Genomic DNA, 20,933 nt, shown 5'->3' with positions numbered 1-20,933 from the left:
TAAGGAAAGGTTAAGGAATTACCGCCGCCAACTCGCTCAGGCCAGTTTTCCTGCTGGCATACCATGTTCGGCCCGCGCAACGTTTTTTCAGCGAAATATTGCCATTCCGGTATACACTTTCTGACCGGCGCAACCCGCGCCGACCAGGAGAAAACATGTATCGACACCCACTGAGCGGCCTGACCATGGCCACCGTACTGGGCCTTGCGCATCTGACTGCCCACGCGGCGCCTGTGCAGATCAAGGCGCCCGCCGAACTGCCCGCCAAAGCGGGCTTGGCCGACGTGATCAAGGCTTCGAAACCGTCCGACTGGCGTCCGCTGGATCCGGACAACACCCTGTACCTGGACATTCCCGCCGGCCGCGTGGTGATCGAACTGGCACCAGACTTCGCACCGAAGCACGTGGCCAACATCAAGGCCCTGGTGGCCGAACAGTATTACGACGGCCTGGCCATCACGCGCGCGCAGGACAACTGGGTGGCGCAGTGGGGCGATCCGAACGAGAAAAATCCCAAGCCGATCCAGCATGCGCAGCGCACCCTGCCCGGCGAATTCACCGTGCCCCTGAAAAACGTCAAGAGCTTCACGCGCCTGCCGGATGTCGATGGCTATGCGCCGCAAGTGGGGCATTCGAACGGCTTCCCGTCCGCGCGCGACCCGAAAACCGGCACGGCCTGGCTCACGCATTGCTACGCCACCGTGGGCGTGGGCCGCGACAGCGCCAGCGACAGTGGCGGCGGCACGGAACTGTACGCCGTCATCGGCCAGTCGCCGCGCCACCTGGACCGCGACATCACGGTCGTCGGCAGAGTCGTCTCCGGCATGCCATTGCTGTCGACCCTGCCGCGCGGCACGGGCCCCATGGGCTTTTATGACAGCCCCGAGAAAAACGTGCCGATCAAGTCCATCCGCCTGGCCGCCAGCGTGCCCTTGGCACAGCGCGCAAACCTGGAAGTGATGCGCACCGACAGCGCCGCCTACCAGGCCGTGCTGGACGCCCAGCGCCACCGCGGCGGCCCGTGGAGCAAGGTCACGGCCGGCCATATTGACCTGTGCAATGCGCCGATACCGGTACGGGAGGTGGCGAAGTAGCCGATGCCCGGCAATTCGCAACCCGTTATAATCAGGGCATGAACGCTCCCATCACGCCCCACCGCCCGATCCAGGCCTTGCCTGACCAGTTGATTTCGCAAATCGCCGCCGGCGAGGTGGTCGAACGGCCGTCCGCCGTCGTCAAGGAGTTGCTGGAAAACGCGCTCGACTCGGGCGCCACGCAGATCACCGTGCGGCTGGAAGAAGGGGGCGTGAAACGCATCGCGATTACCGATAACGGCCGCGGCATCGACAAGGACCAGCTGCCGCTGGCCCTGGCGCGCCATGCCACCTCGAAGATCGCGTCCCTGCACGACCTGGAAAACGTGGGCACGCTGGGCTTTCGCGGCGAGGCGCTGGCCTCGATCGCTTCCGTGGCTGCCGTTACCGTGACGTCGCGCACGGCGGACGCGGCCCACGCGTGGGAAATCGTCGGCTCGCACAATGGCAGCGTCTCGCCGTCGTCCGGCGCGCACGGCACCACGGTCGACGTGCAAGACCTGTATTTCAACACGCCCGCGCGGCGCAAATTCCTCAAGTCCGAGCAGACGGAGTACGGCCATTGCGCCGAAGTCGTGCGCCGCATCGCGCTGGCGCGGCCGGACGTATCGTTCTCGCTGTCGCACAATGGCCGCACCATCGACCAGTGGAATATCAGCGAACTGGCCAAGCGCAGCGCCCACATCCTGGGCAACGACTTCGCCGAAGCGCGCCTGGCGCTGGACGAATCGGCCGGCACCTTGCGCATTCACGGCTTTGCCGGCTTGCCGACGGCGTCCAAGGCGCGCGCCGACGGCCAGTTCTTTTATGTCAACGGGCGCTTCGTGCGCGACAAGCTGCTGGTGCACGCCGTGCGCATGGCCTACCAGGACGTACTGCACGGCGACCGTTTTCCATCCTACGTGCTGGCGCTCGACCTCGACCCGGCCCTGGTGGACGTCAACGTGCACCCGTCGAAGATCGAAGTACGCTTCCGCGACAGCCGTTCCGTGCACCAGTTCGTCTTCCACGCGGTACAGCGCGCCCTGGCGCAGACGTCGGCCACGGCGTTCGGCAGCGTGCCGGCGCCCCTGCCGGCTGCCTCCAGCCTCGGCGGTGATACCGCGGGCGCGGGTTTGGGTGGACCTGGCATCTGGCGCCGCGAGCAGACGCAGACCTCGTTCGGCGCACAATTTACGAATACCTTCGCGCCTGCCTCGCCCGGCGCGTCCCGCCCCTTCTTTGCCGACGCGCCTGGCGTGGCGCAGGACACGTCCGCCTACGGCGCCCTGTTCGGCGGCGGCGCATCGTCGCCGATCACGCAGGCCGAGCCCTACATCGCCTCGCCCGAAGCGATGGCGCGCGAAGAATATCCGCTGGGCTTTGCCCTGGCCCAGCTGCATGGCATCTACATCCTGGCGCAGAACACCAAGGGCCTGGTGCTGGTCGACATGCACGCGGCGCACGAGCGCATCCTGTACGAGCAGCTGAAAAACGCGCTGCAGGCGCAAGTCTCCGGCCAGGACATGCAGGTGCAATCGCTGCTGATACCCGTGACGTTCTACGCGGACGCCATCGAAGTGTCGACGGCGAATGAAAACCAGGACACATTGAAGGCGCTGGGCTTCGACATCGCCGCCCTGTCCCCCACCACCCTGGCCGTGCGCTCCGTGCCGACCCTGCTCAAAAACGCGGACGCGCAAACTCTGGCGCGCGACGTGCTGCGCGACGTGCGCGAATACGGCGGCTCGCGCGTGCTGATCGAGCGCCAGAACGAATTGCTGGGCACCCTGGCCTGCCATACGGCCGTGCGCGCCAACCGGATTTTATCGGTGCAGGAAATGAACGCCCTGCTGCGCCAGATGGAGAGCACGGAACGCGCCGACCAGTGCAACCACGGCCGGCCGACATGGGTACAGGTCGAGATCAATGCACTCGATAAACTGTTCCTGCGCGGCCAATAGACAGTAGGTCGGATTAGCGCAGCGTAATCCGACACTGCGGCGGCGGCATCACGTCGGATTACGCTTGCGCTAATCCGACCTACGCATCACCTTACAAAAGTCAACATGCAAAACACCCCACACCTCCCCCTGGCCGTCGCCATCATGGGCCCCACGGCCAGCGGCAAGACGGCCAGTGCGCTGGCCATCGCGCAAGCCATTCCATCCGAGATCATCTCCGTCGATTCCGCCCTCGTTTACCGGGGCATGGATATCGGCACGGCCAAGCCGTCGAAGGAAGAACTGGCCCAGGTACCGCATCATTTGATCGACATCATCGACCCGCTCGACGCGTATTCCGTGGCGCAGTTCCGCAATGACACCCTGCGCCTGGTGGCGGAGATCACGGCGCGCGGCAGGCTGCCGCTGCTCGTCGGCGGCACCATGCTGTACTTCAAGGGCCTGGCCGATGGCCTCGACGACTTGCCCGGCGCCGATCCCGTCCTGCGCGCCCGGCTGGAAGAAGACGCGGCCGCCATCGGCTGGCCCGCCATGCATGCGCGCCTGGCGGAGCAGGATCCCGTCACGGCCGCGCGCCTGGCGCCGCAGGATGCGCAGCGCATCGGCCGCGCGCTGGAAATCATCGCGCTGTCCGGCCAGCCCATGTCGGCCCTGCTGGCCCGGCGCGAAAAGACCGTGCTGCCATTTCAATTGCAATCGTTCGCGCTGGAACCGTCGGACCGCGCCGTGCTGCATGCGCGCATCGCCACGCGCTTCGACCTCATGCTGAAAGACGACGCCCTGCTCGATGAAGTGGAGCAGCTGCGCCGGCGCGGCGACCTGCACCCGGGTTTGCCCTCGATGCGCTGCGTGGGCTACCGCCAGGCCTGGGAATATCTCGATGGCCGCATCGACCGCGCCGCCCTGCGCGAGACGGGCATCATCGCCACGCGCCAGCTGGCCAAGCGGCAGCTCACCTGGTTACGCTCGATGCCGGAACGCATCGTCATCGATTGCCTGGGCGCTGATCCGGCCTCGTCCATGCTGGCGCAGATCCAGCCCTTGCTGACGCAGTTACAAAAATAATCATGCCTGCGCTGGCGCGTGAAAAATCCGCACATTTTTTTGCGCCGGCATTGACAAGGAAATGGGAAGACTGGATAATGCTCGGCTGTTGGGTGATATAGCTCAGTTGGTTAGAGCACAGCATTCATAATGCTGGGGTCGGTGGTTCAAGTCCACCTATCACCACCAAAGAACAAGGATCATGGCATCACTATGGTCGCAACCAGCATCCGGTCTGACCGGTCTGTTTGGTGATATAGCTCAGTTGGTTAGAGCACAGCATTCATAATGCTGGGGTCGGTGGTTCAAGTCCACCTATCACCACCAAGAATTTGCAGCACTGATAAACCCGCCCCTGCCCCGTGCAGCGGCGGGTTTTTTCATTTCCGCCATCAACGCGCATGCGGCCTCCACGCAACACCTGCCCTCTGCGCATGCATTGGGGATTGTGGCAAGCGGCCCCTGCGGCTTACAATGAGAATAATTCTCATTTATATTACTCATCACCCATGTCCGCCATCCAGCCCAGCCTGCAACAGCAAGTGCATTCGCTCTACAGCGAGCATCACGGCTGGCTGGTCGGCTGGCTACGCAAAAAACTCAGCTGTCCGCATGGCGCGGCTGACGTGGCGCAAGATACGTTCGTGCGCATCATCGCCTCGCGCGACGCGCTGTTCGGCATGCGCGAGCCGCGCGCCTATCTGTCCACCACGGCAAAGCGATTGCTGCTCGACCGCGCGCGCCGCCAGATACTCGAGCGCAGCTACCTGGCGGAACTGACCCTGCTGGCCGACAGCCTGCCCGGCGCACCCTCGCCGGACGAGATCCTGATGGCCGTGCAGGCGCTCGAGCAGATCGCCACGGCACTGGATGGCTTGTCCGCCAAGGCGCGCGACGCTTTTTTGCTGCACTACCTGGAAGAACAGCCGCAGGCCGCCGTTGCCGCGCAGCTGAACGTCTCCACGCGCATGGTACAGAAATACCTGGTGCAAGCCTTGCTGGCCTGCCGCCACGCCTGCCCGGCCATGGCGACATGAACAGCACGTGCACCGAAGTGGCGGCCGAGCAGGCCGCACGGTGGATCGTGCGCCTGAGCGCCGACGACCCGTCCGAACGCGACACGGCGCGGGCCGGCTTCGCCGCATGGAAGGCGGCCGACCCGCTGCACGCGACAGTCGCCGCCGGCATGGAAAACCTGCTGCTTCAATTGAGCGCCGTGCGCGAGCCGGCCGGCGGCGACCATCGCCCCGCGCGCGCCGCCCTGGCCGCCATCGCCCCAAAGCGCCAGCGTCTGCGCCAGCTGGCCGCCGCCAGCGCCGTGGCCGTGCTGGCGCTGACCGGCGCGCTGGTCATCAGCGAGCGCCCCGCCTACCTGCTGGCCGACCTGCGCAGCCCCACGGGACAATGGCAGACGCACACCCTGGCCGATGGCAGCCGCCTGACCCTGGGCAGCCACAGCGCCGTCAACGTGCGCTTCAATGCGGGAGAGCGGCATGTGGAACTAGTACGCGGCGACATCCTCGTCGACGTGGCCAAGGATGCGCAGCGCCCTTTCATCGTCGACAGCAACCAGGCGGCGATCCGCGCGCTGGGCACGCGCTTCAGCGTCCGCAAGGAAGGCGGCGGCACCACCTTGAGCATGCTGGAGTCCAAAGTGCTGGCACAGGTGCCGCAACATCCGGCCGTCGTGGTGCAGGCGGGCCAGCGCGCGCGCATCACGGACGATGGCGTGGGACCTATCATGGTCATCGATGCGGCCAGCGTGCAGGAAGCGTGGCGCGCGCACCAGCTTGTGGTCGACGACTTGCCGCTGGCCGAGGTGCTCGACGAGCTGGCGCGCCACCGCCCCGGCCAGCTGCATTACGACCGCGCGCAGATCGCCGGCATCCGCGTGGCCGCCGTGTTGCCGCTGGATGACACGGACAAGGCGCTGCAGCTGCTGATCGACAATTTCCCGCAACTGCGCATCCGCATGCTGACGCGCTATCTCGTGATGGTCGACGCCCCCGCCAGCGGCGCCGCAAAAAATAAATAGAGAATTTTTTGCGTTCGCGGTTCCACTGTGCGCATCTCGTGCGTCAAGGCAGCTGAGATCATTCAAAAAAGGCTGTCACATGTACGCTCAAGTCGTTGCCGTTTCCTCCCCGAATACCCTGCGCACGCGTCTGCGCCCGCTGGCCCTGGCCGCCATGCTGCTCGCTGGCGCCGGCCTGCACGCCCAGGCAGTCGCCCAGGCCGTGCCGGCTGTCGCCAGCTACGCCATCCCCGCCGGCCCGCTGGCCGGCGCCCTGAACCGCTATGCGCAGCAGGCGGGCGTCTCCATCGTCATCGACGCCGCCAAGGTGCAAGGCTTGCAAAGCGCCGGACTGCAGGGCAGCTATGCCATCGATGACGGTTTCGCCGTGCTGCTGCGCGGCAGCGGCTACGCCATCGGCAAGACCCCGACCGGCTATGTGCTGGTGGCCGCGCCTGCAGTTGCCGCGCCCACGGCGGCGACCAGCGCCGCTTCGGCGGCCGAGCGTATCATGCCCTCGATTACCATCGTCGGCCAGGCCGAGCAAGGCGCCACCACGGAAGGCAGCGGCTCGTACACGGCGCGCAAGATCACCATCGGCAAGGGCGAGCAGTCGATGAAGGACATCCCCCAATCGGTGAGCGTGCTGACGCGCCAGCGCCTGGACGACCAGGGCATCACGGACTTGCGCGAAGCCGTCAATAACGTCACGGGCGTGGTGGGCGTGCATGGCGTGGGGCCGGGCGTGGTGATCACGGCGCGCGGCTTCCAGATCGACCAATGGCAGTACGACGGCGTGCCGATCGACCGCAACACCTATGCGCTGGGCAACTGGGGCCAGGAAAACATGGTCATCTACGACCGCCTGGAAGTGCTGCGCGGCGCCTCGAGCATGCTGGTCGGCACGGGCAGCCCCGGTGGTTCAGTCAATCTGGTGCGCAAGCGTCCACTGGCCACGCGCGCGATCACGCTGACGGGCCGCGCCGGTTCCTGGGACCATTATGGCGCCCAGATCGACATCAGCACCCCCCTGAATGCGGAAGGCACCCTGCGCGGACGCGCCATCGTCGATGAAGACGATAGCCACTCCTTCATCGACCAAGTGTGGAGCAAGAACCGCACCCTGTACGCGGCGCTCGACTACGACCTGGCGCCCGCCACCACCGTGGGCCTTGCCGCCAGCCATGTCAAGGCCCACGGCCGTCCCACTTTCATCGGCCTGCCCCGCTACAAGGACGGCAGCGCACTGCCGCTGCCGCGCTCTACCTTCACGGGCGCCGACTGGAACCGCAGCCAGGTCGAGCAGAGCACCGTCTACCTGGATCTGGAGCACCATTTCAATACGCAATGGAGCCTGAAAGCCTCGGCGCTGGGCACGAATGAAAGCACCAGCTCCACGCACCAGCGCACGGCCTTTGAAATCAATCCCGATGGCAGCGGCGCGCGCTATGGCGACTTTTCCACCGATTTCGACAACCGCAAGCGCGGCATCGACGCTTTCGTGCGCGGCAAATTCAATGGCCTGGGCATCGCGCAGGAAGTCGTCGTCGGCGCCAGCTATGCCAGCTTCACGTCGACCGACCGCTATGCGCGCGCGTGGGAAACAGGGGCGGATATCTTCAATATCAACCACCATCGCCCGTGGCAGGACTTCGACACCATCGCCGCGCGCCCAGCGGGCGTGACCAGCTACAGCACCTACGACATGCGCCAGAAAGGCCTGTACGCCACCTGGAACGGCCAGCTGACGAGCAATCTGAAGGTCCTGCTGGGCGGGCGCTTCAACTGGTACGACTTCCTGTATGCCACGCCGGACGGCTACCGCGACGCCACCAGCGCCACGGCAAAGTTCACGCCATCGGTGGGCCTGATCTATGCATTGACGCCGCAGTGGTCAGCCTACGCCAGCTATGCGGACGTGTTCCAGCCGCAGACGAACCACGATGTGGCAGGCCGGACCCTCAAACCGATCACGGGCAGCAGCTACGAAGGCGGCATCAAGGGTGAACTGCTGGACGGCAAGCTCAACACCTCGCTGGCCGTGTTCCGCTATGACCACAAGGACCGCGCCGTCACCGATTACGCCGCCGGTTTCGCCTGCGATGGCTGGTACTGCTCGCGCGCCTCGGGCAAGGTGCGCAGCCAGGGCCTGGAAGCGGAAATGTCGGGCGAAGTGGCGCGCGGCCTGCAACTGTCGGCCGGCTACGCCTATACGACGACGACCTACCTCGACGATCCGGACAACAAGGGCCAGGTCTTCTCGACGTGGACGCCCAAGCACATGCTGCGCCTTTGGTCGAACTACACCCTGCCTGGCGATTGGGACAAATTCAGCGTGGGCGCCGGCGCCAACCTGCAAAGCCATACGGTCGATACCGAACGCAGCTTCAAGGTTGCCGGTTTCTCGATCTGGAACGCGCGCCTGGGCTGGCAAGCCACGCCGCAAGTGGCCCTGTCGCTCAACGTCAACAACGTGTTCGACAAGCGCTACATCATCCCGTCCTACAACACCACCGGTTCGAACAACTACTATGGCGACCCGCGCAACGTGCAGTTCACCCTGAAGTACACGCCGAAGTGGTAAACGGATCGGGAGGCTGAGAGCCGGGATGACCGGCCAGAATGATGGCGCGGCGGAGGCGCCATAAAAAAACCCCGGAAGTTGGATGCCAACTTCCGGGGTTTGTTACATAAGGGGATTCAGCTGGCGCGGGTGTTTATTCCCAAGCTTCCTTGCCCGCGCGTGGCTTGCCCACCATCAGCAGCGCCCCCAGTGTCAGCACGGCCGCCAGCGACAGGTAGTAGCCCACGTATTGCAAGCCGTAGTTGGTGGCCAGCCAGGTGGCGATGTACGGCGCCAGCGAAGCGCCCAGGATGCCGGCCAGGTTGAACGTCAGCGAGGCGCCCGTGTAACGCACTTCAGGCGGGAACAGCTCGGACAGCATCGTGCCCAGCGGTCCGTAGGTCATGCCCATCAGACCCAGGCCGACGGCCATGAAGACCGTCACTTCCCAGGTCACGCCAGAACCGAACATGGGCGCGAGCACCAGGCCGAAGATGGCGATGGCGACGGAGACCCAGATCATGGTCGCACGGCGGCCGCGGCGGTCGGCCAGCACGGCAGAGAAGGGTATCGTCAGGGCAAAGAACAGCACGGCAAACAGCTGCACGATGAGGAATTCCTTGCGCGTGAAGCCCAGCTTGGTCGTACCCCAGCTCAGCGCGAACACCGTCATCAGGTAGAACAGCACGAAAGTGGCCAGGGCGATGATGGTGCCCAGGAACAACATGCGGCCATGCTGGCGGAACACGGTGGCGACCGGCAGTTTGACGACCTCTTTCTTGTCGATGACTTTCTGGAAGTCCGGCGTTTCCGTGATCTTCAGACGCACATACAGGCCGACGATGACCAGCAGCGCGCTGGCCAGGAACGGGATGCGCCAGCCGTAGCTGAAGAACTGTTCATCGGTCATGGTTTCGCTCAGCAGCAGGAAGATGCCGCCCGACAGGAAGAAGCCGATCGGCGCACCCAACTGCGGGAACATGCCGTACCAGGCGCGCTTGCCCGGTGGCGCGTTTTCCGTGGCCAGCAGCACCGCGCCGCCCCACTCGCCGCCCAGGCCCAGGCCCTGGCCGAAACGGCACAGCGCCAGCAGCAGCGGCGCCAGGGTGCCGATGGCGGCATACGTCGGCAGCAAGCCGATGATGACGGTGGAAATACCCATGGTCAGCAAGGCTGCCACAAGAGTAGCCTTGCGGCCGATGCGGTCGCCGAAGTGGCCGAAAACGGCCGAACCGATGGGGCGCGCGAAGAAGGCGATGGCAAACGTGGCCAGCGACTGCAGCACGGCGGCCGACGGGTCGCCGGCAGGGAAGAACAGTTTCGGGAACACCAGCACGGCGGCCGTGGCGTAGATATAAAAGTCAAAGAACTCGATGGTGGTGCCGATCAAACTGGCGAACAGCACCGTGCCGGGGGAATTTTTCTTGGGGGGGGTGCTCATTTACTGCGCTCCTTGGGGAGGGTGTCTAAAGGCCATTCTCTGGATGTTTTTTCAGGCAGCAGCACAGCACGTTGTCTCCGTGTCGTTCGCATATCATAGCCTTGCGCGCAGGCATTTGCTGCGCATTTGCTATTAAATTTGCAAACAAAAAACAACGGTTTTTGTTGCCGTAGCGAACTGCCGGCAACGCGCGCTATCGCGCTGTGAACAGTGCTGATTTAGAGAAACAACGGTCGTGCGCCATCCGGTTACCCGGGGCACGGCAGGAAAGGCGTCAGGGGATGGGCGACGTGTATCAGGCCCGGCGTATCGCCAGGCATTCCGTACCAGACCCGCGCGTCGGCATCGCGGCATCGGTCATTTGTGGTGAATCCTTGCCTGCGGCCCCTCCGGGTGGAGCGGGCCGGCGATGATCGCGCCTGCATCACGAAGGATGCGGTTGATCTTGCTGTAAGCGGCTTATGATACGCGCAGTGGTGCGGTGCGGCAAGAAGTTGTGATGGAGCATGTGCGGTGGTGTCGGCTTACGCTGCGCTAAGCCGACCTACGCATCAACCAATGCAAAAGTCTGCTCAATTTCGCGGCTGTCGAGCGGGCGCACGAGGCGCGCCACTTCCTGGCCATCTTTCAAAAAAACCAGGGTCGGCCACAGTTTTACCCGGAACGAACGCCCCAGCGCGCGGCCGGGGCCGTCTTCCACGCGCAGATGCGGCACCGCGGAGTGCTGCGCAAACGCGGCGGCCAGCGGCGCCTGGGTGGCGCGGCAGTGGCCGCACCAGCCCGTGCCGAATTCCAGCAGGGCCGGCCCCGTCAAAGCGTCGATCTCGGCGCGCGCCGGTTGCGCTACAGAATACGTATCGTGCATCATGCCGCTCTCCTTGAAAACTTAGACCACTTTCACGCGCAAGGTCTCCAGGCCATCGATGGCCCCCACCAGCTCGTCGCCGCGCTGCACGGCCGCCACGCCGGCCGGGGTGCCCGTGTAGATCAGGTCGCCCGGCTGCAAGGTAAAGTAGGTCGACAGGTCGGCAATGGTTTCAGCCACGTTCCAGATCAGCATGTCGATCGTGCTGCCCTGGCGCAGCTCGCCGTTCACGTGCAGGGTGATGGCGGCATGCTTGACGTCGCCCGCCTGCGCGGCCGGGGTGATGGGGCCGATGGGCGCCGAATGCTCGAAGGCCTTGCCCGTGTCCCATGGGCGTCCCAGCTTTTTCGCTGCGCCCTGCACGTCACGGCGCGTCATGTCCAGGCCGATCGCATAGCCCCACACGTGGCTCAGCGCATCGGCCACGCCAATGTCGCTGCCGCCCTTGCCGATGGCCACCACCAGTTCCATCTCATGCTGGAAATCCTGCGTCTGCGCCGGATACGGCAGCTCGCCCGTCGTGCCGGCAGGCACGGGCAGCACGGCGTCGTTTGGTTTCATGAAGAAAAACGGCGCCTCGCGGCCCGTGTGGCCCATTTCCTTGGCGTGGTCGACATAGTTGCGACCCACGCAATAGATGCGGTGGACGGGAAAGCTGTCGGCGCTGCCCGTGACGGGAACGCTGGGCTGGATCGGTGCGGGAATGACATACGGCATGAAAACTCCTGATCGGCACGATAACGGTGATGAAAAAGGGACACCGCAGTGTCCCCCATTTTACGGCAAGCTTACTTCAACAGTCCCGAGCGGCTCGGGTCCGGCATGCGGATGGCGACGATGAAGGAAATCAGGCACATGACAGTCACGTACCAATAGAAATACTCTTCCACGTGCCAAGCCTTGAACTGCAGCGCCACGTATTCGGCCGAACCGCCGAACATGGCGTTGGCGACCGCGTACGACAGGCCCACGCCCAGCGCGCGCACTTCGACGGGGAACATTTCCGCCTTGATCAAGCCGCTGATCGACGTATAGAAACTGATGATGGCCAGGGCGATGATGATCAGGCCAAACGCCGCGTACGGGCTGGTGATGTCCTTCAAGGCATGCATGATCGGCAACACGCACAGGGTGGCCAAGCCGCCGAAGAACAGCATCGAGGTGCGGCGGCCGATGCGGTCGGACAAGGCGCCGAATACCGGCTGCAACACCATGTAGACCAGCAAGGCGCAGGTCATGACGGCGCTGGCCGTCTTGGTGTCCATGCCGGCCGTGTTGACCAGGTATTTCTGCATGTAGGTGGTAAACGTGTAGAACACGAGCGAGCCGCCGGCCGTAAAGCCGAGCACGGTGATGAAGGCGCGCTTGTGCTTGAGCAAACCGCGCAGGCTGCCCGCGTCCTTGTCCTTGCGCTCGCTGGCGGTGGTTGTTTCCGTCAGGGATTTACGCAGGTTCAGCGACACCAGGGCCGCCAAGGCGCCAAACACGAACGGAATGCGCCAGCCCCAGGCACGCAATTCTTCCAGGGTCAGCAATTGCTGCAAGACCACCAGCACCAGCAAGGCCAGCAGTTGACCGCCGATCAGGGTCACGTACTGGAACGAGGCAAAGAAGCCGCGCTTGCCCGATTCCGACACTTCGCTCATGTAGGTGGCGCTGGTACCGTATTCGCCGCCCACGGACAAGCCCTGGAACAGACGCGCCACCAGCAGCAGGAACGGGGCGAAGGCGCCGATGGTTTCATACGTGGGCAGCACGGCGATCATCAGCGAGCCGCCGCACATCATCAGCACGGAAATCATCATCGACTGGCGGCGGCCGTATTTGTCGGCGATGCGGCCGAACAGCCAGCCGCCCACCGGGCGCATGAGGAAGCCGGCGGCAAAGATGCCGGCCGTCTGCAGCAGCTGCGTCGTCGGATTACCGGACGGGAAGAAGGCGTGCGAGAAATACAGCGCGCAGAACGAGTAAATGTAGAAGTCGAACCATTCGACCAGGTTACCGGAGGAAGCGCCAATGATGGCCTTGATGCGCTGCTGGGAAGTCAGCTGCGCAACGTCATGCGGAGTATCGTGGGATGTCATATCAGTCTTCTTGTTCGTGTGAAAAAGCCAACGCCAGCCGGGTTGCCCGGGCTGGTTTTGCATCATACGCCCTTGATCGGGGTCAAAAAGCCGCCCGGCATACGCGTTAATACGTATCGCCGGCAACTTTTTTTCGCCTGCGGGCGGGCGGAATCAGACCCGTTCCAGCACCAGCGCGATGCCCTGGCCCACGCCGATGCACATGGTACAAAGCGCGTAGCGCCCGCCCGTGCGGTGCAGCTGGTTAACAGCCGTCATGGCCAGGCGCGCGCCCGACGCGCCCAGCGGGTGGCCCAGGGCGATGGCGCCGCCATTCGGGTTCACGCGCGGGTCGTCGTCAGGCAAGCCCAGCTGGCGCAGCACGGCCAGGCCCTGGGCGGCGAACGCTTCGTTCAGTTCGATGACGTCGAAGTCGGCCAGGGTCAAGCCCGTCATGGCCAGCACTTTCAGGGTGGCGGGCGCGGGGCCGATGCCCATGATGCGCGGCGCCACGCCAGCCGTCGCCATGGCCACGACGCGGGCGCGGGGCGTCAGGCCAAAGCGGGCCGCGTTCGCTTCATCGGCCAGCAGCAGGGCCGCCGCGCCATCGTTGACGCCGGACGCGTTGCCGGCAGTGATCGTGCCGTCCGCGCGCACGACGGGTTTCAATTTGGCCAGGGTGTCGAGCGTGGTGGCGCGCGGATGCTCGTCACGGCTGACAACGACAGGATCGCCTTTCTTTTGCGCGATGCTGACGGGGCAGATTTCACTGTCGAACACGCCCGCCTGCTGCGCCGCCAGGGCTTTCACCTGGCTGGCCAGGGCAAACGCATCCTGGTCCGCGCGGCTGATGCCGAAGTCGACAGCCACGTTTTCCGCCGTTTCCGGCATCGAATCGACGCCGTACTGCGCCTTCATCAAGGGATTGATGAAGCGCCAGCCGATGGTCGTGTCTTCCATTTTCATGCCGCGTGCAAAGGCGCTGTCCGCCTTGCCCATGACAAACGGGGCGCGGCTCATGCTTTCCACGCCGCCGGCGATCAGCAAGCCCGCCTCGCCGCTCTTGATGAAGCGGGCGGCGCTGCCGATGGCGTCCAGGCCCGAGCCGCACAGGCGGTTCAGGGTGGCGCCCGGCACGCTGTCGGGCAAGCCGGCCAGCAAGGCCGCCATGCGCGCCACGTTGCGGTTGTCCTCGCCCGCCTGGTTGGCGCAGCCATACAGCACGTCGGTGACAGCCGTCCAGTCCACGTGCGGATTGCGCGTCATCAAGGCACGGATGGGCACGGCACCCAGGTCGTCGGCGCGCACGCCGGCGAGTCCGCCGCCATAGCGGCCAAAGGGCGTGCGCTGCGCGTCGCAGATATATGCGTGGGTCATGTTCTTTCCTCCAAGAAAGTAGTTTGCGTATTGATGGTGACGTATTGATGGTGACGTATTGATGGCGAACTAACGTCCGTCCGTCAGCGGCACGGCCGTCAAGGCTTGCAGCTGCTCAAAACTCAAGCCGTCGACCAGTTCGACGACCGTGGCGCCGGCGGGCGACAGGTCGAGCACGGCCAGGTCGCTGTAGATGCGGCTGACGCAGGCGATGCCCGTCAGCGGATACGTGCATGCCTGCACCAGCTTGCTTTCACCCGTCTTGGTCAGCAATTCCATCATGACCCAGGTTTTTTTCGCGCCAATGGCCAGGTCCATGGCCCCGCCCACGGCGGGAATGGCGTCCGGCGCGCCCGTGTGCCAGTTGGCCAGGTCGCCCGTGGCGGACACTTGAAACGCACCGAGCACGCAGATGTCCAGGTGGCCGCCGCGCATCATGGCAAAGCTGTCGGCATGGTGGAAATAGCTGCCGCCCGCCAGCAGGGTGACGGGCTGCTTGCCCGCGTTGATCAGGTCGTAGTCTTCCTCGCCGGGCGCGGGCGCGGGGCCCATGCCGATGACGCCGTTTTCGCTGTGCAGGATGATGTCTGCGCCAGCCGGCAAGTGGTTCGCCACCAGGGTCGGCAAGCCGATGCCCAAGTTGACGACACTGCCTTCATGGATGTCGGCCGCCACGCGGGCCGCCATTTGATCTCGATTCCATTTATTCACTTGATACTCCTCAGGCGGCTTTGAAGCCGGCGGGGCCGGTGGCCGTGCGCGGCACTTGCACGATGCGCTGCACGAACAGGCCCGGCGTGATGACGTGCTCGGGATCGATGCTGCCCAACTCGGCAACTTCATGCACGGAAGCAATGCTGACTTTCGCGGCCATGGCCATGATCGGGCCGAAGTTGCGCGCCGTCTTGCGGTAGGTCAGGTTGCCCCAGCGGTCGCCCTGCTCCGCCTTGATCAGCGCGAAATCGGCGTGGATCGGTGACTCGAACACATACATGCGGCCATCGATCTCGCGCGTTTCCTTGCCTTTGGCCAAGTCCGTGCCATAGCCCGTGGGCGTGAAAAAGCCGCCGATGCCGGCACCGGCGGCGCGGATGCGCTCGGCCAGGTTGCCCTGCGGTACCAGCTCCAGTTCCAGCTTGCCCGCACGGTACAGGGCATCGAAGACGTGGGAATCGGCCTGGCGCGGGAAGGAGCAGATGATCTTGCGCACTTGCCCGTTTTTCAGCAGGGCAGCCAGGCCCGTATCGCCATTGCCCGCATTATTGTTGACGATGACGAGGTCGCGCGCGCCCTGGGCGATCAAGCCGTCGATCAGCTCGGCCGGCTGGCCGGCGCCGCCAAAACCGCCAATCATGACGGTGGCGCCATCGTGGATATCGGCCAGCGCATCAAGCACGCTGGAACGCAGTTTGTCGATCATTGCCTGCCTCCTCCAAATCAAAGCCATCTGTTATTTGTTCGTATAACGAACAAATATTCGTATTTAGAACTTATTCGTGAGAATATGCCTGATCGGGGCGCTTGTCAATTTGCCGTTTTCGCCAGCGCCATGGCTATAATTGCCACCTTGATCAATTGGAATTGCCATGACCGACCTCCGCAGCACGCCCCTTTCCGCCGCAGACACCCTTGACGCCGACGGCGCACCGCGTCCCGGCGACAGCTATGTGCAATCGTTCGCGCGGGGGCTGGCCGTGTTGCGCAGCTTTGGCGCGGACGCGCCGCAACAGACCCTGAGCGAAGTGGCGGAGCGGGCGCAGCTGACGCGCGCGGGCGCGCGGCGCATCCTGCACACCTTGCTGCATCTCGGTTATGTGGAAGCGGATGGACGGCTGTTCCGTTTGACGCCCAAGGTGCTGGACCTCGGTTACGCCTATCTGTCGTCCTTGCCCGTGTGGACGCAGGCGCAGCCGCTGCTGGAAGAATTGATGCAGACCTTGCGCCAGTCGTGCTCGGCCACCGTACTTGACGGCGATGACATCGTGTATGTGGTGCGCCTGTCCGCGCACCGCACCATGTCGATCAACCTGGGCATCGGCAGCCGCCTGCCCGCCTACTGCACCTCGATGGGACGGGTTTTGCTGGCGGGCCTGGTGCCCGACGTGCTGCACGCACGGCTGTCGAAGATGGCACTGCTGAAAATCACGCCGGCGACCAAGGTCGATATCGACGTCTTGATGGAAGAGATTGCGCAAGTGCGGCGCCAGGGCTGGTGCCTGGTGCAGGAAGAGCTGGAACAGGGCTTGATCGCCCTGGCCGCGCCCGTGTTCGACCGGGCTGGCAAGGTGGTGGCGGCAATCAACGTCAGCGGCCAGACGGCGGGGCCGTCCGTGGCGCACCTGCTGGAACACAGCTTGCCGAAACTGCTCGAGACGGCCAGCCGGGTCAGCGCCCTGGTGCGGGTGCAGCAGTGATTATTTCTTAAACCTTATTTCTTGAATTTGGCGCACGGGTCCGCGCGCGGCTGCGCCGGCATCGTTTGCGTCAGGTCAAACGTGCCCTTGTAGCCGCTGCCGCCCTGCTCCAGGTAGCCGATGCTGCGCACGTTCAGCTGCGGGTCGGCCAGCTTCAGCCAGCGGGGCACGCCGATATCCTTGCGCACATGGGCATTGCCGGCGATCAGCACCACGTCGCGCGGCGCCTGGTCGCGGATCAGCTTGGCCATCCAGATATCGCGCGCCACCTGGGCGTTGACGACACCGTTGATCATCATGTCGGGCAGCATATTGCAGCGGGCCGCCTGGACTTCCTTCTGTTGCCCGTCCAGGATATCGGCCGGCACGGGTGCCGCCAGGTAAGTGGCCACCATGGCGGGCGGCATGGACCACCGGATGCCGTCGCGCACGATACGCGACGCATCGGCCGGCGACAGGTTGCCGGCGACCAGGCTCAGCTGGTAGCTGACGACGAGGTCCAGCACGGGCCGGTACAAGCTCCAGTCCCAGCGCGGCTGTTCCATCACGCGGATGATGCAGTCGGGATCGGCGCAATCGCGCGCGGCGCGCGTCAGCAAATCCTGGTTTTCGCGGTCGAACTGCTCCATCACAATCACGGGACGCCAGCCAGCTGCCAGGCGGCGACGCAATTCTTCGACGCGCAGGCGCTGGCCTTGCGCATTGTCATGGACTTCGCCCAGCAGCAACACTTGCGGATTGGGCAAGGTGTCGGCCACGGGCACGGGAGCGGGCGGCGCTTCCTTCTTCAGCAAGCTGCCGCAGGCGGCCAGCGCCAGCATGCTGGACAGCAGGGCGGCTCGCGCGCCGGCGCGGAAAATCACGGTCTTCATGTAAGCAGTATCCAAAGTGGCGATGCGCCAGATTGTACCGTCTCAGACCGGCGCGGGCAGCTTGCGGCGCTCCAGCACTTCAAACAGGACCATGCCGGCCAGCATGGCGCCCACAAACAGCCACGCTTTCGGCTGGCCCGCCAGCAGGGATACGAGGGCGGGACCGGGACAAAAACCGGCGATGCCCCAGCCCACGCCAAAGGCCAGGCTGCCCAGCAGCAAGCGCCGGTCGATGCGCCGCGATGCCGGCAACTGCATGGGCTCACCCAGCAGTGCCGTGCTGCGCCGGCGCGCCAGCCAGAAGGCTGGCAGGGCCACGCCGATGGCGCCGCCCATCACCAGCGCCAGCGACGGATCCCAGGCCCCGGCCAGGTCGAGGAAAGCGAGCACCTTGGCCGGATTGCCCATGCCGGAGATGATCAGGCCCAGGCCAAAGAGGAGGCCGCTCAACAGGGAAAGGATCAGCTTGCTCATAAGCTTGCTCACAGATGGCGCAACAGATACACGGTGAGGAATCCGGCCGCCATGAAGGCGATGGTGGCCGCCAGCGAACGGGGAGACAGGCGCGACAGGCCGCACACGCCGTGGCCGCTGGTGCAGCCGGCGCCATAGCGCACGCCCACGCCCACCAGCAAGCCCGCGACGATCAGGGCGGGCGTGCCCGCGTCGATCTGCACGGGCGGCAAGGCTTGCCACAATTGGTACAGCAGGGGCGTGCCGATCAGGCCGGCAAGAAAGGCGATGCGCCAACCCAGGTCGCCACTGCGCGGCCGCAGCAAGCCGCCGAGGATGCCGCTGATGCCGGCGATGCGTCCATTGAACAGAATCAGCAGGGCAGCCGCCAGGCCGATCAGCATGCCGCCGGCCAGCGAGGCCCACGGCGTGAAGTGCTGCCAGGCTATGCTCATGGCAGCGGTCAGTCCACTTCGTCGTTGAAGGCGGGGCGCGGCGCGCAAAATTGCGCGTACAGCACTTGCAGCACGGCCAGCACGGGCGGGCTGGCGACGCGGTAATAAATCTGCTTGCCATCGCGCCGCGTGGCCACCAGCATCTCTTCGCGCAGCACGCCCAGCTGCTGCGACAGGGTCGGCTGGCCGATGCCCACTTTTTGTTCGAGGTCGCTGACGCAATGCTCGCCCTGCGATAGCTGGCACAGCAGCATCAATCGGTCGGCATTGCCCATGGCCTTGAGCAGCGAGCTGGCCTTGTAGGCCGAGCCACGCATGGCGTCGAGGTTGTATGCGTGTTGCGGTGTTGCGACTGTCTCCATCTTGCCCTCCCACAGGCGGTCATATTGATCATCATGCGATAAACAATATACTAATCAATATACTGTTTTCCTGCTGGCGATTCGCACAAAAAAACAACAGTGTTTTTTGGCGATAGCGTGCTCATGCAAAGTGTGCGGCAACGATCATGTTTACGCTATCAAAATGACAAATATTCGTAATAAAGAGGAAATAAACGTATCAAAATTGTCACGATCTGTGCTGTAATGGGAGAACAGCAGAAAAACCATGATACGCCCCCGTACAGGCGAATTATCCGTCCATGCGCAAGCCGGTTTCGGCTGCGCCGCGCGGTGAACAACAGGGAGAGCACGATGAGTATCTATCAGCCGTTATGCGTGGCCTTGCTGGCGCTGTCGGCCAGCACATGGAGCGTGGCGGCAGTCAGCGACACGACGGCCGACAAGCAGCAGGAAACCGGTGAACGCGTGGCGATCGATGAAAGCATCAGCTTGAATAATAATCCCGGCTGGGAAACGCCGGACTTGCCGTATGCACGCCTGCTTGCCAGCAGCGCGGCTGCGGCACCGCACTGGAGCACCAGTGGCGCGCACCATGTGACCCTGGCGCCGCCCAGGCCCATGACGGCCGCGCCCGCACAGCAAGCCCACGTGCCGGCTCCCGTGCCTGAAGCGAGCATGTACTCGATGCTGCTGGTGGGATTGGGCCTGGTGGCCTTGAGCCTGCACGGCGAAAAACAGGAAAAATTCGATAACTGACGGCGCCAGCACTGGCAAGGCGCTGCTGAAAAACATTCCGCCTGTTGCGGAATGTTTTTTTTATGGCGTCATCATTTGTCCAGCAGGCGGCAGACCCGTTCGATATTCCCCACCGGAATGCCCGACTTCAGGGCCCGCGCGATGCAGCCCGCCTTGTCCGGGCCCGAGGCGGAAATGAGCACGAAGGCCGTCACCACCACGCTGATGGCCACGAGCACGATCAAGACCCCCTTGACGATATCCCAGTTCATTGCGTCTCAACAATGTCATACGTAAAGTCATAATAATGCTTGCCGTCCTCAATGCGGATGGCCAGGCTGCCGGTGAGCCCTTGCAACTGCTGCGTCCCCGTATCGGGCACCACCGTCACCGACAAGGCGGGCGCGCCGCGCGTCATGGTGCCGCTGTGCTGCAAATAAAAACTGCCATGGCGCCCGTCCAGGCTGCCTTCCACCCGCTCCAGCGCCACATAGCCTGCCGAACCGGCCACGCTGGCGCGCGCGCTGAGCATCTCGCCCTGCGCGCTGGCGTCGAGGGCGCCGTGGTAGCGCTTGTCGAGCGACAAGCGCCCCAGCCCCGATTGCGCGGCCGTGTCCGACAAGGTTTCCGGGGTGATGCTGACGTCAAAGGTTCCGGTAATGAAAGGCATCAGTGCTCCTTGGTCGATGTGACTGCCGCTTCCGGCCCGTTCAGCAGCGCATGTAATTTTTGTATGGTGGCCCAGTTACGCGAGGTGACACCATCGCCCAGCAGCACGCCCAGGGCCGCCACCACCTTGCTGGCCAGCACGCCATCGGGACACCAGGCATACGCGGCCCATCGCCCCAGCGCCAGCGCTTCCGGCTGCCACGGCTGCTGCAAGAGCGGCGCCAGACGCTGGACGTCGGCCGGATTGTTCAGCACCAGCACCAGCAGCCGGGCCGCATCGGCCGCCGGCGCCAGAGGGTTTTGTTCGATCAGTTCGGCAAACTGGCTGGCCGACAGCACCGTCACCCTGGCCGCCACGCCCAGTTTCAGCACCAGCGCTTCCTCGATGCGGGCAGCGGCCTCGGCCGGCGCAACCTTGCCCCCGTCATACACGACGTTGCCGCTGTTGAGCACGGTACGCACCTGCGCAAACCCCAGGTCGCCCAGCAGCTTGCGCAAGTCGGCCATGGCCACGCGCTTGGCGCGGCCCACATTGATCCCGCGCAACAGCGCCACCTGCTGACTGTTTTCCATCTGTGCCATGTATT

At 64.4% G+C, this 20,933-nt stretch carries 22 protein-coding genes and 2 tRNA genes; 10 read left to right on the top strand and 14 right to left on the bottom strand.

Translation table 11 applies throughout. From position 1 onward, the window contains the following. Positions 1-155 precede the first annotated feature (155 nt). From BLT98_RS11890 to BLT98_RS11855, 8 genes are all read left to right on the top strand, one after another. A complete protein-coding gene (locus BLT98_RS11890) occupies positions 156-1,094 on the top strand; it encodes a peptidylprolyl isomerase (protein ID WP_092607928.1) in 939 nt (312 codons plus the stop codon). A gap of 38 nt (positions 1,095-1,132) precedes the next feature. Then, positions 1,133-3,037, top strand: a complete 1,905-nt coding sequence (gene mutL, locus BLT98_RS11885) for a DNA mismatch repair endonuclease MutL (RefSeq protein ID WP_092607925.1) — start codon at positions 1,133-1,135, stop codon at positions 3,035-3,037. A 105-nt stretch (positions 3,038-3,142) separates the two neighbouring features. Continuing rightward, complete coding sequence (miaA, locus tag BLT98_RS11880; RefSeq protein ID WP_092607922.1) at positions 3,143-4,102, top strand: tRNA (adenosine(37)-N6)-dimethylallyltransferase MiaA; 960 nt, start codon at positions 3,143-3,145, stop codon at positions 4,100-4,102. 91 nt (positions 4,103-4,193) lie between these two features. Then, a tRNA-Met gene (locus BLT98_RS11875) sits at positions 4,194-4,270 on the top strand. Positions 4,271-4,331: 61 nt separating this feature from the next. After that, positions 4,332-4,408 (top strand) — tRNA-Met (locus BLT98_RS11870). 182 nt (positions 4,409-4,590) lie between these two features. After that, a complete protein-coding gene (locus BLT98_RS11865) occupies positions 4,591-5,118 on the top strand; it encodes a sigma-70 family RNA polymerase sigma factor (RefSeq protein WP_092607919.1) in 528 nt (175 codons plus the stop codon). Next, positions 5,115-6,116, top strand: a complete 1,002-nt coding sequence (locus tag BLT98_RS11860) for a FecR family protein (protein ID WP_092607916.1) — start codon at positions 5,115-5,117, stop codon at positions 6,114-6,116. The genes BLT98_RS11865 and BLT98_RS11860 overlap by 4 nt, the downstream gene beginning before the upstream one ends. Positions 6,117-6,195: 79 nt before the next feature. Then, positions 6,196-8,679 carry a TonB-dependent siderophore receptor gene (locus BLT98_RS11855; RefSeq protein WP_092607913.1) on the top strand — a complete coding sequence of 828 codons (2,484 nt, stop codon included), beginning with the start codon at positions 6,196-6,198 and terminating at the stop codon, positions 8,677-8,679. A 133-nt stretch (positions 8,680-8,812) separates the two neighbouring features. Here BLT98_RS11855 and BLT98_RS11850 read toward each other — a convergent pair whose 3' ends face one another. From BLT98_RS11850 to BLT98_RS11820, 7 genes are all read right to left on the bottom strand, one after another. Then, a complete protein-coding gene (locus BLT98_RS11850) occupies positions 8,813-10,099 on the bottom strand; it encodes an MFS transporter (RefSeq protein WP_034780077.1) in 1,287 nt (428 codons plus the stop codon). A gap of 544 nt (positions 10,100-10,643) precedes the next feature. Further along, entirely contained in the window at positions 10,644-10,967 is a 324-nt protein-coding gene (locus BLT98_RS11845; protein ID WP_092607910.1) for a thioredoxin family protein, read from the bottom strand. A gap of 18 nt (positions 10,968-10,985) precedes the next feature. Beyond that, complete coding sequence (locus BLT98_RS11840; protein WP_070257445.1) at positions 10,986-11,681, bottom strand: fumarylacetoacetate hydrolase family protein; 696 nt, start codon at positions 11,679-11,681, stop codon at positions 10,986-10,988. 71 nt (positions 11,682-11,752) lie between these two features. After that, positions 11,753-13,048: an MFS family transporter gene (locus BLT98_RS11835; protein WP_034780684.1), complete on the bottom strand. Its 1,296-nt coding sequence runs from the start codon at positions 13,046-13,048 to the stop codon at positions 11,753-11,755. Between the two features lie 153 nt (positions 13,049-13,201). Beyond that, positions 13,202-14,404 carry a 3-oxoadipyl-CoA thiolase gene (gene pcaF / locus BLT98_RS11830; RefSeq protein ID WP_092607907.1) on the bottom strand — a complete coding sequence of 401 codons (1,203 nt, stop codon included), beginning with the start codon at positions 14,402-14,404 and terminating at the stop codon, positions 13,202-13,204. 69 nt (positions 14,405-14,473) lie between these two features. Beyond that, the gene (locus tag BLT98_RS11825; RefSeq protein ID WP_092607904.1) at positions 14,474-15,115 is read right to left on the bottom strand and encodes a 3-oxoacid CoA-transferase subunit B; all 642 of its coding nucleotides are present in this window, start codon (positions 15,113-15,115) and stop codon (positions 14,474-14,476) included. A 10-nt stretch (positions 15,116-15,125) separates the two neighbouring features. Then, positions 15,126-15,824, bottom strand: coding sequence for a 3-oxoacid CoA-transferase subunit A (locus BLT98_RS11820; protein ID WP_070281525.1), 699 nt, complete (start codon positions 15,822-15,824; stop codon positions 15,126-15,128). Positions 15,825-15,990: 166 nt separating this feature from the next. Here BLT98_RS11820 and BLT98_RS11815 point away from each other — a divergent pair, with 166 nt between their 5' ends. Beyond that, positions 15,991-16,818, top strand: coding sequence for an IclR family transcriptional regulator domain-containing protein (locus BLT98_RS11815; protein WP_092607901.1), 828 nt, complete (start codon positions 15,991-15,993; stop codon positions 16,816-16,818). A gap of 14 nt (positions 16,819-16,832) precedes the next feature. Here BLT98_RS11815 and BLT98_RS11810 read toward each other — a convergent pair whose 3' ends face one another. Genes BLT98_RS11810 through BLT98_RS11795 form a run of 4 tightly spaced genes read right to left on the bottom strand, consistent with a single transcriptional unit; the run spans position 16,833 to position 18,960 of the window. Further along, complete coding sequence (locus tag BLT98_RS11810) at positions 16,833-17,690, bottom strand: ChaN family lipoprotein (protein ID WP_092607898.1); 858 nt, start codon at positions 17,688-17,690, stop codon at positions 16,833-16,835. Positions 17,691-17,732: 42 nt separating this feature from the next. Then, positions 17,733-18,164, bottom strand: coding sequence for a YeeE/YedE family protein (locus BLT98_RS11805; protein ID WP_092607895.1), 432 nt, complete (start codon positions 18,162-18,164; stop codon positions 17,733-17,735). Between the two features lie 8 nt (positions 18,165-18,172). Next, a complete protein-coding gene (locus tag BLT98_RS11800; protein ID WP_034780106.1) occupies positions 18,173-18,598 on the bottom strand; it encodes a YeeE/YedE family protein in 426 nt (141 codons plus the stop codon). Between the two features lie 8 nt (positions 18,599-18,606). Next, positions 18,607-18,960 carry an ArsR/SmtB family transcription factor gene (locus BLT98_RS11795; protein ID WP_092607893.1) on the bottom strand — a complete coding sequence of 118 codons (354 nt, stop codon included), beginning with the start codon at positions 18,958-18,960 and terminating at the stop codon, positions 18,607-18,609. Between the two features lie 333 nt (positions 18,961-19,293). On the opposite strand from BLT98_RS11795, the gene BLT98_RS11790 reads away from it, so the two are divergent. After that, positions 19,294-19,698 (top strand): PEP-CTERM sorting domain-containing protein, encoded by a 405-nt coding sequence (locus BLT98_RS11790; protein ID WP_139179232.1) that lies wholly within the window; start codon positions 19,294-19,296, stop codon positions 19,696-19,698. Positions 19,699-19,769: 71 nt separating this feature from the next. On the opposite strand, the gene BLT98_RS11785 is transcribed toward BLT98_RS11790, so the two are convergent. From BLT98_RS11785 to BLT98_RS11775, 3 genes are read right to left on the bottom strand one after another with little or no spacing between them, the layout of a single operon-like run. Beyond that, positions 19,770-19,949, bottom strand: a complete 180-nt coding sequence (locus BLT98_RS11785; protein ID WP_034746783.1) for a hypothetical protein — start codon at positions 19,947-19,949, stop codon at positions 19,770-19,772. Next, the gene (locus tag BLT98_RS11780) at positions 19,946-20,347 is read right to left on the bottom strand and encodes a DUF3224 domain-containing protein (RefSeq protein WP_070257437.1); all 402 of its coding nucleotides are present in this window, start codon (positions 20,345-20,347) and stop codon (positions 19,946-19,948) included. The genes BLT98_RS11785 and BLT98_RS11780 overlap by 4 nt, the downstream gene beginning before the upstream one ends. Then, positions 20,347-20,928: a DUF1697 domain-containing protein gene (locus BLT98_RS11775; RefSeq protein ID WP_092607888.1), complete on the bottom strand. Its 582-nt coding sequence runs from the start codon at positions 20,926-20,928 to the stop codon at positions 20,347-20,349. The genes BLT98_RS11780 and BLT98_RS11775 overlap by 1 nt, the downstream gene beginning before the upstream one ends. Positions 20,929-20,933 lie beyond the last annotated feature (5 nt).

Origin of the sequence: Janthinobacterium sp. YR213, assembly GCF_900099875.1 — a bacterium.
GTDB lineage: Bacteria > Pseudomonadota > Gammaproteobacteria > Burkholderiales > Burkholderiaceae_D > Janthinobacterium > Janthinobacterium lividum.
This window is presented reverse-complemented; position numbering and strand designations above follow the sequence as displayed.